Below are 13360 nucleotides of genomic sequence, written 5' to 3' on the forward strand. Positions count from 1 at the left end.
TCCTTCAGGAGCCGCCATGACAGACAAACCACGCCCCGGCGGTATCGGCGATCTCGGCGGCCTGCCCGTCGCGCGCGTCGGCTACGGCGCCATGCAGCTGTTCGACACGTCGCCCGACGAGGCGGCCGCGGTGCTGCGCCGCGCCGTCGAACTCGGCGTCAACCACATCGACACGGCGTCGTTCTACGGCCCCGGCGAGGTGAACCGGCGCATCCGCGCCGCGCTGGCCCCCTACCCCGACGACCTCGTCATCGTCAGCAAGGTCGGCGCCCGTTACACGGGCGAGCAGCCGATTCCGCTGGCCTCCGCGCAACGACCCGCCGAGCTGCGCGCCGCCGTCGAGGACGACCTGAGCCAGCTCGGCCTCGACCGCATCCCGGTGGTCAATCTGCGGCGGATGGACCTCGGCCCCAGCGCGGCCACCGGCGGCGACCAGGACGTCGACCTCGACGACCAGCTCGCCGAGATGATCGCCCTGCGCGACGAGGGCAAGATCGGCGGCATCGGGATCAGCAGTGTGCCGCTCGAGGTGCTGCGGCGCGCCCTGCCCGCCGGCATCGTATGCGTGCAGAACGCCTACAGCCTGCTGGACCGCTCCCAGGAGGCGATGGTCGACGTCTGCGCGGCCGAGGGGATCGCGTGGGTTCCGTATTTCCCGCTGGGGTCGGCGTTCCCGGGTCTGCCGAAGGTCACCGACAACGCCGTCGTGGTGGACATCGCGGGCGAACTCGGGGCCACACCGGCACAAGTCGGGTTGGCCTGGATCCTGGCGCGCGCCCCCCACACGTTGCTGATCCCGGGCACTCGATCGATCACCCATCTCGAGGAGAACATGGGCGCGTCCGGCGTCACGCTGAGCGCCGAGGCGATCGCCCGGCTCGACGCCGTCGGCTCGGCGGCGGGCCATGACTACGCTGTCACGGGTGGGCACCAGTGAACACGTCCGGCCACCCTGGTGGCTGAAGCCGGCCAACAAGCTCTTCATCAGACTGTCGCGGCTGGGACTGAGTTTCGGCGGCGAGAGCCCGGTCGTGTTGACCGTGCCGGGCCGCAAATCCGGTGCGGCGCGGTCGACCCCGGTGACGCCGCTGACCCTCGACGGCCGCCGCTACGTCGTGGCCGGCTTTCCCGGCGCCGACTGGGTGGCCAACGCCCGCGCCGCCAAACAGGCGACCATCGCGCGCGGCCGCCACGTCGAGCGGGTGCGGATGACCGAGCTGTCGGCGGCTGAGGCGCGGCCGGTCCTGCGCGCCTTCCCCACCGAGGTGCCCACCGGCGTCGGTTTCATGAAGCGGGCGGGACTGGTCACCGACGGGCGGCCCGAGGAGTTCGAGGCGCTGGCCGGCCGCTGCGCGGTGTTCCGGCTGGACCCCGCGTAATCCGATGAGCGACAACCCTTTTGATGCCGGCCAGTGGCAACCCGTGGCCGGCTTCGACGACCTGACCGACATCACCTATCACCGGCACGTCGACGACGCCACCGTGCGGGTGGCGTTCGACCGGCCCGAGGTGCGCAACGCGTTCCGGCCGCACACCGTCGACGAGCTCTACCGGGTGCTCGACCACGCCCGGATGTCCCCCGACGTCGGGGTGGTGCTGCTGACCGGCAACGGCCCCTCGCCCAAGGACGGCGGCTGGGCGTTCTGCTCCGGCGGCGATCAGCGCATCCGCGGGCGCAGCGGATACCAGTACGCCTCCGGCGAGACGGCCGACACCGTCGACCCGGCGCGGGCCGGCCGGCTGCACATCCTCGAGGTGCAGCGGCTGATCCGGTTCATGCCCAAGGTGGTGATCTGTCTGGTCAACGGGTGGGCGGCCGGCGGCGGGCACAGCCTGCACGTGGTCTGCGACCTCACCCTGGCCAGCCGCGAGCACGCCCGCTTCAAGCAGACCGATGCCGACGTCGGCAGCTTCGACGGCGGCTACGGCAGCGCCTATCTGGCCCGCCAGGTAGGGCAGAAGTTCGCCCGCGAGATCTTCTTCCTGGGCCGCGAATACACCGCCGAGCAGATGCACCGCATGGGTGCGGTCAACGCCGTCGTCGAGCACGCCGAGCTGGAAAGGGCGGGCATCGAGTGGGCGCGCGAGATCAACGCGAAATCGCCTCAGGCGCAACGCATGCTGAAGTTCGCGTTCAACCTGCTCGACGACGGCCTGGTGGGCCAGCAGCTGTTCGCCGGCGAGGCCACCCGGCTGGCCTACATGACCGACGAGGCCGTCGAGGGCCGCGACGCCTTCCTGGAAAAGCGGCCGCCGGACTACAGCCGGTTCCCGCGCTACTTCTGAGGCGCCGCGCTGGCACCGCGCTGGGGCCGCCGCGCCCGCGCGCCGCGCAGGAGGCCCGAGCGTCACGCTGGCGTGACGCTCGGCGGCGCGCGTCACGCTGGCGTGACGCTCGGCGCCGTACGGGCCTCACGGCGGCGCCGCCTAGACTCGCGTCCCGTGAGCAAGAGTCCGCTTCGCCGGTTCGCCGACCAGTTGGTGCTGGCCACCATGCGACCGCCCATGGCCCCGCAGGTGCTGGTCAACCGGCCGCTGATCAAGCCGGTCGAGCTGGCCGGCAAGCGCGTGCTGCTCACCGGCGCCTCGTCGGGGATCGGCGAGGCGGCGGCCGAACAGTTCGCCCGCGAGGGCGCCCGGGTGGTCGTCGTCGCCCGCCGCAAGGACCTGCTGGACGCCCTGGCCGAGCGCATCACCCGGGCCGGCGGCGAGGCCATCGCGATGCCCTGCGACATCTCCGACCTGGACGCCGCCGACGCGCTGGTGGCCGACGTGCAACAGCAGCTCGGCGGCGTCGACATCCTGATCAACAACGCCGGCCGGTCCATCCGCCGCCCGCTGGCCGAGTCGCTGGAACGCTGGCACGACGTCGAGCGGACCATGGTGCTCAACTACTACGCGCCGTTGCGGCTGATCCGCGGCATCGCCCCGGGCATGATCGAGCGCGGCGACGGCCACATCATCAACGTCTCGACGTGGGGGGTGCTCTCGGAGGCCTCGCCGCTGTTCGCGGTCTACAACGCTTCCAAGGCCGCGCTGTCCACCGTCAGCCGGGTCGTCGAAACCGAGTGGGGCGACAAGGGGGTGCACTCCAGCACGCTGTACTACCCGCTGGTGGCCACCCCGATGATCGCGCCGACCAAGGCCTACCAGGGGGTGCCGGCGCTGACGCCGGAGGAGGCGGGCCGGTGGATGATCACCGCCGCGCGCACCCGGCCGGTGCGCATCGCCCCGCGGATGGCGATCGCCGCCAAGGCGCTGGACACCTTCGGCCCGCGCTGGGTCAACGCCGTCATGCAGCGCCAGACCGTCCAGCCCAACCGCGAAGCCGGGGCCTGATTCGGCGCGTGTGATAGACACGAGGCTATGGAGATCCTGGCCAGCCGGATGCTGCTCCGGCCGGCGGACTATCAGCAGTCGTTGACGTTCTACCGCGACCGGATCGGCCTGGCGATAGCCCGCGAATACAGCGGCGGCACAGTCTTTTTCGCGGGGCAGTCGCTGCTGGAACTGGCCGGTTACGGCGCCCCGGACCACTCCGGCGGCCCGTTTCCCGGCGCGCTGTGGCTGCAGGTCCGCGACCTCGAGGCCACCCAGGCCGAGCTGCGCGGGCGCGGGGTGGCCATCGCCCGCGAGGCCCGCCAGGAGCCGTGGGGCCTGCACGAGATGCACGTCGTCGACCCGGACGGCATCACGCTCATCTTCATCCAGATCCCCGCAGATCACCCGCTGCGCCGCGACACCCGAGGTGAACGGCAAGCGAAGCCCGGTTAACTGAGAGGTAACATCTGGCGACGACTCAAGGTACACCCGCGTTTCGGGTCATGCCGCATTCGACAATGGATTGCCCCTACCACCAGAATCAGGCGCTGTGAACATCCAATTGTTCCTCTTGATCATTGTCGTAATCACGGCATTGGCTTTCGATTTCACCAACGGCTTCCATGACACGGGCAACGCGATGGCCACCTCGATCGCCAGCGGTGCGCTCAAGCCCAAGACCGCGGTCGCGCTCTCGGCGGTGCTGAATCTGGTGGGCGCCTTCATGTCCACCGCCGTCGCCGCCACCATCGCCAAGGGCCTGATCGACTCCAACATCGTCACGCTGGAGCTGGTGTTCGCCGGCCTGGTCGGCGGCGTGGTCTGGAACCTGTTGACCTGGCTGCTGGGTATCCCGTCGAGCTCGTCGCACGCACTGATCGGCGGCATCGTCGGCGCCACCATCGCCGCCGTCGGCGCGCACGGGGTGATCTGGAAGGGCGTGATCTCCAAGGCCATCATCCCCGCCATCGTCTCGGCGATCCTGGCCATCCTGGTCGGCGCGGTCGCCACCTGGCTGGTCTACCGGATCACCCGAGGCGTCCCGAAGAAACGCACCGAGGCCGGTTTCCGGCGCGGCCAGATCGGCTCGGCGTCGCTGGTGTCGCTGGCGCACGGCACCAACGACGCGCAGAAGACGATGGGCATCATCTTCCTGGCGCTGATCTCCTACGGCTCGGTCAGCAAGACCGCGAACATGCCGCCGCTGTGGGTGATCGTCAGCTGCGCGCTGGCCATGGCGACCGGCACCTACCTGGGCGGCTGGCGGATCATCCGCACCCTGGGCAAGGGTCTGGTGGAGATCCAGTCGCCGCAGGGCATGGCGGCCGAGTCGTCGTCGGCCGCGGTGATCCTGCTGTCCGCCCACTTCGGCTACGCGCTGTCCACCACCCAGGTCTGCACGGGTTCGGTGCTGGGCAGCGGGCTGGGCAAGCCCGGCGGCGAGGTCCGCTGGGGCGTGGCCGGCCGGATGGGGGTGGCCTGGCTGGTCACCCTGCCGCTGGCCGGGCTGGTCGGCGCCGTCACCTACTGGATCGTGCACCTGATCGGCGGCTACCCGGGCGCGATCATCGGCTTCGCGTTGCTGGTCGCGGTGTCGGCCACCATCTACCTGCGCTCGCGCAAGGTGAAGGTGGACCACCACAACGTCAACGCCGAGTGGAAGGGCGACCTGACCACCGGGCTGGAAGGCGCCGACGACCACTCCCCGCCCCCGGATGCCGGGCCCTCGTTCGGCGGGCCGGGCGACCGGTACCAGTCCGACGACCCGACGCTCAAGGCGAGCGCGTCATGAGCCACATCGGCGACTGGTTCAACTACCAGGCCAGCCTGAAGATCCTGTTGTTCGCCATGCTGGCCGGCGCGGCGCTGCCGGGGTTGTTCGCCCTGGGCATCCGGCTGCAGTCGGCCGGGGCCGGTGACATCACCCTGGACGGCGCCGACAGCAGGCCCGCGCGGCGCAACCCGCTGCTGACCGGGCTGGCGTGGGCGATCTACGCGCTGGTCATCGCGGTGATCACGCTGGCTTTGCTCTACATCGCCCGGGACTTCATCGCCCACCACACCGGCTACCCGTTCCTCGGAGCCAAAGCCAAGTAGCATCGATAGGTGCCCACCGAGTTGCTAAGCCACACACCGGGGGGTGTTGTCAGAGCGTGAACGGATTTCTCAGTTCGATCGTCTCCTGGCTCCGCGCGGGATATCCAGAGGGCGTGCCGCCGACCGACACCTTCCCGGTGCTCGCGTTGCTGGCGCGCCGGCTGTCCGGCGACGAGGTCAAAGACGTTGCCAGCGAGCTGATCCGGCGCGGAGAGTTCGACGACGTCGACATCGGCGTGCTGATCACCCAGATCACCGACGAGCTGCCCACCCCCGACGACGTCGAGCGGGTCCGGGTGCGGTTGGCCGCCCAGGGCTGGCCGTTCGACGACGCCGACCAGGCCGGGGACCCGGCATAGCCGCACTGCGCGCGCTGCACGTCCCGCCCGGCGCGGCGGTCCCGACGCTGCTGCCGGCCCTGCGGCGGGTGCTGGACGGGCGCGATCCCGCCCTGGTGGTGCTCGGCCCGCCCGGCGACCGCGAGTCCGCGACGCTGCGGGCGGGGCTGCGGGTCGGCGAACCCGTCGACGACGACGTGGCCCTGGTGGCGGCGACGTCGGGCACCACCGGTGCTCCCAAGGGTGCGATGCTGACCGCCGCCGCGCTGAGGGCGAGCGCGACGGCCACGCACGAGCGTCTGGGCGGGCCGGGCAGCTGGCTGCTGGCCCTGCCGGCACACCACATCGCCGGGGTGCAGGTGCTGGTGCGCAGCCTGCTGGCCGGCTCGACGCCCGTCGAACTCGACGTCTCCCGAGGCTTCGATGTCGCCCAATTGCCCGCTGCGACAAGGGCATTGGGCACCGGCCGCCGGTACGCGTCGCTGGTGGCCGTGCAGCTGGCCAAGGCGCTGGGTGACCCGGCGGCCACGGCCGCGCTGGCCGAACTGGACGCCGTGCTGCTGGGCGGCGGGCCCGCGCCGCGGCCGGTGCTGCAGGCGGCCGCCGCCGCGGGCATCACGGTGGTGCGCAGCTACGGGATGAGCGAGACCGCCGGCGGGTGCGTGTACGACGGCGTCCCGCTGGACGGGGTGCGGGTGCAGGTGAGCGACGGGCGCATCGCGCTGGGCGGCGCGACGTTGGCCAAGGGCTACCGCAATCCGGTCGATCCCGATCCGTTCGCCGAGCCCGGCTGGTTCCTCACCGACGATCTGGGCGCCGTCGACGACGACGGCGTGCTCACCGTGTTCGGCCGCGTCGACGACGCGATCAGCACCGGCGGGCTGACCGTGCTGCCGCAACCCGTCGAGGCGGCGCTGTGCACGCATCCCGCGGTGGCCGACTGCGCGGTGTTCGGGCTGCCCGACGACCGGCTGGGGCAGCGGGTGGTCGCCGCGATCGTGCTGCGCGACGGCCGCGCGGCGCCGAGCCCGGACGCGCTGCGCGCCCACCTGAGCCGCACCCTGGACGCCACCGCCGCGCCGCGCGAGGTGCACGTTGTCGCCGCGCTGCCGCGCCGGGGCATCGGCAAGGTGGACCGGGCGGCGTTGGTGCGCCGATTCGCCGGGGGCGGCGAACAATAGGCTGTTGCTCCGTGAGAATCGCTCGGCGGGACGCGGTGGCGGCCGCGGTCGGGGCGGCGTTGGTGGCGGCGGCGTTCCTGCTGCCGCGGCTGAACCTCGGGGTGCGGCCGCGGCTGGACGTCGGCCCGGAGCGATTCGCCACCCACGCCGGGGCCGCGCCGATCTTCGGTGAGTGGCTGATCCACGCCGGCTGGGGAACCGGCCCGGCCGTCGCCCTCGCGGCCGCCGTCGTGGCCTGGGGACCCGTTCTGGCACAACGGCTTTCGTGGCGGGCGTTGACGCTGGGCAGCTGGGCCGTCGCGGCCGGGTGGGCGTTCGCGCTGGCGATGATCGACGGCTGGCAGCGCGGCTTCGCCGGCCGGCTGACCACCCGGGACGAATACCTGTGGGAGGTGCCGCGCGTCACCGACATCGCGGCCGCGGTGCGCACGTTTTCCAGCCGGATCGTCGACTACCAGCCGCACTCGTGGACCACGCACGTGTCCGGGCATCCGCCGGGCGCGCTGCTGACCTTCGTCTGGCTGGACCGGTTGGGGCTGCACGGCGGCGGCTGGGCCGGGTTGCTGTGCCTGCTGGCCGGATCCAGCGCGGCCGCCGCGGTGCTGATCGGGGTGCGGGCGCTGGCCGACGAGCCGACCGCGCGGCGGGCCGCCCCGTTCGTCGCGCTGGCGCCCACCGCCATCTGGGTGGCGGTCTCGGCCGACGGGTACTTCGCCGGGGTGGCGGCGTGGGGCATCGCGCTGCTGGCCGTGGCGGTGCACCGTCCGGTGCGGTTCCCGGCGCTGACCGCCGCCGGCGCCGGGCTGCTGCTGGGCTGGGGGGTGTTCTGCAACTACGGCCTGATGCTGATGGGATTGCCGGCAGCGGCGGTGCTGGCCGCGGCCCCCCGGCCGCCTCGCGACGGCTGGACGCAGTGGCGTGCGGTGCTGCGGGCGCTGGGCCCCGCGGCGCTGGCCGCGATCGCGGTGGCGGTTGCCTTCGCCGTCGCCGGGTTCTACTGGTTCGACGGCTATACCCTTGTGCAGCAACGCTATTGGCAGGGCATCGCCAAAGACCGGCCGTTCCAGTACTGGAGCTGGGCCAACCTGGCCTGCGTGGTGTGCGCGATCGGTTTGGGCGGCGTCGCGGGGGTCGGCCGGGTGTTCGACCGGGCCGCGATCCGCCGGCGCAGCGGTTTCCCGTTGCTGCTGCTGGCGGTGCTGGCCGCCGCCGCCTGCGCGGACCTGAGCATGCTCAGCAAGGCCGAGGTGGAACGCATCTGGCTGCCGTTCACCATCTGGCTCACCGCGGCCGCCGCGCTGCTGCCGGTGCGGACGCATCGAATCTGGTTGGCGCTCAACGCCGTCGGCGCCCTGGCGGTCAACACGATCATCCTCACGCACTGGTAGCGCCGTGCTTACAGGCCGGCCGCCCGGGTGGCCCGGGCGAACCGGCTGGCGGGCGGGCACGCGTCGCGCACCACCGCGACATCGCCGACGACGTCGACGTCGGCCAGCGTCTGCACCGTGGCGACCTCGATTCCGTTGTCGCGCAACGCTTTCAGGGTCAGATCCCCGGTGTCGGCGGCCGACATCGGCACGGCGCGCAGGCAGTCGGCCAGCGCCGGCGCGGCCACGCCGAACACCCACCAGCCGCCGTCGCGGGCCAGGCCCAGCACGGCCGGCGCGTCCAGCAGTCGACGCGCACAACCGGCCAACAGCTCGGCGGTCACCTGCGGGGTGTCCATCCCGATCTGCAGCACCGGCAACCCGTCCGCGGCGTCGGCGTGCGCGTTGGCCAGCCGGGCACCGAAGTCGTTGCCGCGCTGGGCGATCACCGTGAACGACGCCAGCCGCGCCCTGATCTCGGCGCCGCGCGCGGCGCCGTCCAGGTCGCCGGTCAGCGCCACCACCCGGGCCGCCACCGGCGCGGCGGCCACGGCGTCCAGCGTGTCCAGCAGGGCGGCGGCGGCGATCTCGGCGGCGGCCCGCTCCCCCACCGCCGCCGCGAGCCGCGTCTTGGCCCGGCCCGGCTCGGGGGCCTTGGCCACCACCAGCAGGGTCACCGGGATCACGAAATCACCTTCCAGAAGTCGAGGATCGCGGTGATGCTGCCCCGCAGCGAACCGCTGACCTTCGACTTGCCGCCGGTGCGGGGGCCGTAGCGGACGTCGAGTTCGACCACGCGCCAGCCGGCGGCCGCGGCGCGCACCAGCAGTTCCAGCGGGTATCCCGAACGCCGGTCGGCCACGCCGAGCCCCAGCAGCGCGTCGCGGCGGGCCACCCGCATGGGCGCGATGTCGTGCACCGGCAGCCCGTGCCGGGTGCGCAGCCGCCAGCTCATCACCACGGTGCCCACCCGGGCCACCCACGGCCAGCGCAGCCCGCGCACCGGCCGGCGCCGGCCGGTGACCAGGTCGGCGCCCGCCTCCAAGGCGGCGACCAGCCGGGGCAGGTCGGCGCCGTCCATCGAGCCGTCGGCGTCGAGGACGGCCACGATGGGCGTCGTCGCCGCCAGCACGCCCGCGTGCACGGCCGCCCCGTATCCGGCCCGGGTCTCGGTGACCACTTGGGCGCCGTGCCGCCGCGCGACGCCGGCGGTGTCGTCGGTGCTGTTGTTGTCGACCACCAATGCCCGGTAGCCGGGCGGGATGGTGGCCAGCACCCCCGGCAGCGACTCCTCTTCGTTGAGGCAGGGCAGGACCACCGTGACCCGACCGTCGGCGCCGGGCACGGGTCAGAACCCGCGGTGGGTGTGGGGCTCCTGCGGGAACAGCGGCTGCGAATGCGTGGGCGGCACGGTCTGCTGGGTGTGCGTCGGCAGCGGCGCCTCGGTGGTCGCCCGGGTGCTCGGCGGCTGGTACGTCGTGGTGGGTGGTTCGTGCGTGGTGGTGGGCGGCTGGTAGGTCGTGGTCGGCGGCTGGTAGGTGGTGGTCGGAGGTTGGTAGGTAGTCGTCGGGGGCTGGTAGGTCGTCGTCGGGGGCTGGTAGGTAGTCGTCGGCGGCTCGTACGTGGTGGTCGGCGGTGTGTAGGGCGTCGTCGGGTTGTAGGGCGGGGTGTACGGCGGGTTGTAGGGCGGGTTCCATCCCGGGATCGGAACGGGGATCGGGATGGGAACGGGCACAAGGGGATTCGGGTTGGGCGCCCAACCGGGGTTGGGATTGGGGACGACGCCGGGGTTGCTCGGCGCCTCGGGCGCGGGGTTGGCCGGCGCGGGAACCGCCGGCTGCGGAACCGGGGCGTTGCTCGGGGCCTGGACGACGCCGCCCTGGAACCCGGCATTGGGCGCGTCGGCCGGGGGCGGCGGCAGCGGCGCCTGTTGCTGGCTGGGCAGGATCGGCATGAACTTGCCCGGGGTGCCGTTCTGCACCCCCACCACCGGCTGCCGGCTGGCGGTGGGCTCGACGGCGACGGCGATCGCGGTGGCCAGCGACGCCAACCCGATGACGGCGAAGGCGATGACGGCGTTGCCGATCACCAACGACCGCCGCGACAGCTTGGCCGGGGCGGCCTCTTCGGCGTCGTCATAGTCGGCGTCGTAGTCGTCGAATTCCGGGGCGTACTCGTCCATTTCGCCCGGATAGATGCCGGCGTCGTCGGCCATCGAGTAGGCCAGCTGCTGGTCCTGCGGTTCGGCGAGCTCCGGTGCCGGCACCACCGTCGTCTCGTCGCCGGTCAGCCCCGCGGCCGGCGCCATCGCCGTCGCGTCCCCGGTCACCCCGACCGCGGGCGCCATCGCCGTCGCGTCCCCGGCGGCAAGGGCGGGCGCGGCGGCGATCGCCGCGCCCCGGGCGAGCGCGAAGGTGGGATCGTCGGCGACCTGCACCCGCATGGTCGACGCGTCGCGCAGCTGTTCGGCGACCCGGTCCAGGTCGGGCGAGGCGCCCACCAGATACACCTCCCCGGGCGCGTCCGGGTTGGCGCTCAGGTTCGCCATCATCGTCTGCAGCGCGGCGGTCACATCGCCGCCCACGGCCCCGCCCAGCGGCTGGCGGGCCAGCAGGGTCGGCGGCGCGTCCGGGTCGCCGGCGGCCGGGCTCACCATCGACAGGGTGCCCGTCGCGTCGTCCATCACCAGCGCGGCGCCGGGCTGGCCGGCCGCACGCATCAGCGCGGCCACCGCCTGCGACTCGGAGAGCACCGCGACGTTGTGCACCCCGGAATCCTCCAGCGCCCTGCGCAATTGGTCGGCCCGCGGGTGATCGGTCCAGCACAGCCGGGTGCCGACCAGCCGGTGGTTCTCGCCGGCCAGCAGCCGATTGGTGCCGACCACCGTCTCGGTGAGGGTCTCGATGGGGTTGTCGGCCAGGTCGACGACGGACTGGTCGATCACGTCGGTGCCCCGCGAGCCGACCAGCGCCAAGCGGGCGACGGGGCCGGTGACCGCAACCCCCAAAACCACGTCCATCCCGGTTCTCCTTCACCCCGGCGACCCCGCAACCAGCATGTCCCGGCAGCACTACACTTGCGATACCGTTGGCAGTATCAGTCATTCGGCCGTCAAGCTTCGCCTACTAGCGCAGCGTAACCAGCTTTTCGAAGGACCGGACGGTCGCCGCGGAATCACCTCCGCTGCGCTGCCGGTCGCCCGCCACTGCCAGGGCACCCGAACGGAGAATATGTTCGCAAGCGAGCAGTGCACGGGGTTCGGCCGGGTACTTTCGGACCGAACACCCGAAACCGCGCCGACAGCAGTCGTCCTTGAATTCCGGGGGGCATGGTGAGCCAGAGCAGCGACGACACCCCGACCGGCCCCATCGCCGGCCAGCCCCGGCAACCGGCGGCGCCCCGCATCATCCGGTCGCACGCCACCGGCGCCACGCCGCCGCCCGGCCCGGCGACCACCGGCCGGCGCGTCGCCGCCGACCTGACCGCGGTGGCGCTGCTGCTCGCCGCGGTGTTGCTGCCCTGGAACCTCTACTTCGGCGTCGGCATCCCGGACAGCAACCCGATCGTGTTCGCGGTCCTGGTCGCGGTGACGGCGCTGGCGCTGGCCGCGCTCGCGGTGGCCGGTTCCTGGCGGGCGGGCGGCGCCCGGTTCGACCCGGCCCGGGCGGCTCGGCTTCGGTTGGCGCTCAACGTTCCCTACCTGCTTTTGGTGCTCGCCTTCGTCGGGTTCGACGCCGTCCAGACGGTCCGTTTCGGCGGCACGGTCGACGTGCCGGGCGGGGTGGGGCCGGGCGCCTGGGTGGGCATCGCCGGCGCGCTGCTGAGCGCCCAGGCGGTGCCGGCCGGCACGGCGGCCGCGCCGGTGCCGGGCACCCCCGCCGGCGACGAGGCCACCGGTTGGCATCGGGCCGCGCGGATCATCGGCGCGCTGTCGATGCTCGCGGCGGTGCTCAGCTTCGGTTTCAACCTGTACTGGCGGGTGCGCTACGCGCTGCAGAGTTCCGGCGGCGCAGCGCAATTCGGCAAGGAGAACATCGCGGTCATCGCGACCGCGGTGGTGTACGGCGTGGTGGCGCTGGTCGCGGTGCTGGTCGCCTCCCGGTGGCTGCTGCGCTCCGACCGGGCGAGCCGGCTGACGACGATCGCGCTGGGCACGTCCACGCTGGCCGCCGGCATCCTGGTGTGGCTGTTGCCCGCCGGGCGGGACCTCGACGCCTTCCACGGCATCGCGCAGAACACCTCGACGGCCGGGGTGGGCTTCGAGGGCTACCTGGCCTGGGCCGCCGGCGCGGCGCTGTTCGCCCCCCGTACCCTGTTCGAACGCCGAACCCCTTCGCACACCGAGGAATCCGCGTGGCGGGCCACGGCCCGCAACGGCCTGCTGCTGATCGCGGTGTGGGCGTTGGGGTCGATGGCGATGCGGATCACCGACCTGGCCGTCGCGGTGACGCTGAACTATCCGTTCTCCCGGTACGACAGCCTGGTGCTGGCCGCCTTCGACCTGGTGACCGCGGTGCTGGCGATCTGGCTGCGCCGCCAGCTGGCCAACCTGGCCGCGCGACTGGTCACCTCGCTGTGCGGGCTGGTCGCCGCGCTCGCCGTCGCCCGCGTGGTGGTCGGCGTGCAGCTGGCGCCGCGGTTCGCCGATACCCCCAATTCGCCTGTGCACCACCCGGTTTACGGCAACAACCTGGCCCAGCAGATCACCAGCGTGTTCGACGTGACGCTGTGCGGGCTGGCCCTGGGCATTCTGGTGGCCGCCGTAGTGGCCGGGCAGCTGGGCCGTCGGCGCCGGGCCCGTCGCGCCGCCCGCCGGCGCGCGGCGCAGGCGAATGCGGCGGCGCCGACGACGCGTATCCCGGTGAGCCAGGGCGCCGCGCCGTCGGCCGCGGCGACCACCCGGATCGCCACCGGCGGCCCCGGCGCGGACCACGAGCCGCCCACCACCGAGATCCCCCCGCTCGCCGGGTCGCCCCGGATCTTCCGCGGCGACGACTCCGGGACGCGGCAGATCCCGGTGCCCAAGCCCCAGATCTACCGGCCGCCGCAGCAGTAG

Annotated in this window: 14 protein-coding genes; 11 read left to right on the forward strand and 3 right to left on the reverse strand. The window is 72.8% G+C overall.

Annotation, left to right across the window (positions count from 1 at the left end):
* Positions 1-16 precede the first annotated feature (16 nt).
* The 10 genes from H7I87_RS23405 (at position 17) to H7I87_RS23450 (ending at position 8325) form a co-directional block, all read left to right on the forward strand.
* Positions 17-937, forward strand: a complete 921-nt coding sequence (locus H7I87_RS23405; protein ID WP_011726144.1) for an aldo/keto reductase — start codon at positions 17-19, stop codon at positions 935-937.
* Positions 924-1379: a nitroreductase family deazaflavin-dependent oxidoreductase gene (locus H7I87_RS23410; protein ID WP_003879345.1), complete on the forward strand. Its 456-nt coding sequence runs from the start codon at positions 924-926 to the stop codon at positions 1377-1379. Before H7I87_RS23405 ends, H7I87_RS23410 begins: the two co-directional genes overlap by 14 nt.
* A 4-nt stretch (positions 1380-1383) precedes the next feature.
* Positions 1384-2286 carry a 1,4-dihydroxy-2-naphthoyl-CoA synthase gene (locus tag H7I87_RS23415; protein WP_023862203.1) on the forward strand — a complete coding sequence of 301 codons (903 nt, stop codon included), beginning with the start codon at positions 1384-1386 and terminating at the stop codon, positions 2284-2286.
* Between the two features lie 156 nt (positions 2287-2442).
* On the forward strand, positions 2443-3339 hold the full coding sequence (locus tag H7I87_RS23420; RefSeq protein ID WP_023862202.1) for an SDR family oxidoreductase: 897 nt from the start codon (positions 2443-2445) through the stop codon (positions 3337-3339).
* 27 nt (positions 3340-3366) lie between these two features.
* Positions 3367-3774, forward strand: coding sequence for a VOC family protein (locus H7I87_RS23425; protein ID WP_003873642.1), 408 nt, complete (start codon positions 3367-3369; stop codon positions 3772-3774).
* A gap of 97 nt (positions 3775-3871) precedes the next feature.
* Positions 3872-5113: an inorganic phosphate transporter gene (locus H7I87_RS23430; protein WP_031348245.1), complete on the forward strand. Its 1242-nt coding sequence runs from the start codon at positions 3872-3874 to the stop codon at positions 5111-5113.
* Positions 5110-5418 carry a hypothetical protein gene (locus tag H7I87_RS23435; RefSeq protein ID WP_023862200.1) on the forward strand — a complete coding sequence of 103 codons (309 nt, stop codon included), beginning with the start codon at positions 5110-5112 and terminating at the stop codon, positions 5416-5418. The genes H7I87_RS23430 and H7I87_RS23435 overlap by 4 nt, the downstream gene beginning before the upstream one ends.
* A 56-nt stretch (positions 5419-5474) precedes the next feature.
* Positions 5475-5777: a DUF3349 domain-containing protein gene (locus H7I87_RS23440; RefSeq protein ID WP_003873645.1), complete on the forward strand. Its 303-nt coding sequence runs from the start codon at positions 5475-5477 to the stop codon at positions 5775-5777.
* A gap of 68 nt (positions 5778-5845) precedes the next feature.
* Positions 5846-6937 (forward strand): o-succinylbenzoate--CoA ligase, encoded by a 1092-nt coding sequence (menE, locus tag H7I87_RS23445; protein ID WP_023862199.1) that lies wholly within the window; start codon positions 5846-5848, stop codon positions 6935-6937.
* A gap of 11 nt (positions 6938-6948) precedes the next feature.
* Complete coding sequence (locus H7I87_RS23450) at positions 6949-8325, forward strand: hypothetical protein (protein WP_029248618.1); 1377 nt, start codon at positions 6949-6951, stop codon at positions 8323-8325.
* A gap of 8 nt (positions 8326-8333) precedes the next feature.
* Here the strand turns inward: H7I87_RS23450 and H7I87_RS23455 are convergent, their stop codons facing one another.
* The 3 genes from H7I87_RS23455 to H7I87_RS23465 are packed head-to-tail and all read right to left on the reverse strand — an operon-like array spanning position 8334 to position 11323.
* A complete protein-coding gene (locus H7I87_RS23455; RefSeq protein ID WP_023862198.1) occupies positions 8334-8990 on the reverse strand; it encodes a TIGR04282 family arsenosugar biosynthesis glycosyltransferase in 657 nt (218 codons plus the stop codon).
* On the reverse strand, positions 8987-9649 hold the full coding sequence (locus tag H7I87_RS23460; RefSeq protein ID WP_011726151.1) for a glycosyltransferase family 2 protein: 663 nt from the start codon (positions 9647-9649) through the stop codon (positions 8987-8989). Before H7I87_RS23460 ends, H7I87_RS23455 begins: the two co-directional genes overlap by 4 nt.
* A gap of 3 nt (positions 9650-9652) precedes the next feature.
* Positions 9653-11323: a DUF7159 family protein gene (locus H7I87_RS23465; RefSeq protein ID WP_011726152.1), complete on the reverse strand. Its 1671-nt coding sequence runs from the start codon at positions 11321-11323 to the stop codon at positions 9653-9655.
* A 309-nt stretch (positions 11324-11632) separates the two neighbouring features.
* Between H7I87_RS23465 and H7I87_RS23470 the strand changes: the two genes are divergently transcribed.
* Positions 11633-13360: a DUF7937 domain-containing protein gene (locus H7I87_RS23470; RefSeq protein ID WP_011726154.1), complete on the forward strand. Its 1728-nt coding sequence runs from the start codon at positions 11633-11635 to the stop codon at positions 13358-13360.

Origin of the sequence: Mycobacterium timonense, assembly GCF_025821985.1 — a bacterium.
Taxonomy (GTDB): domain Bacteria; phylum Actinomycetota; class Actinomycetes; order Mycobacteriales; family Mycobacteriaceae; genus Mycobacterium; species Mycobacterium avium.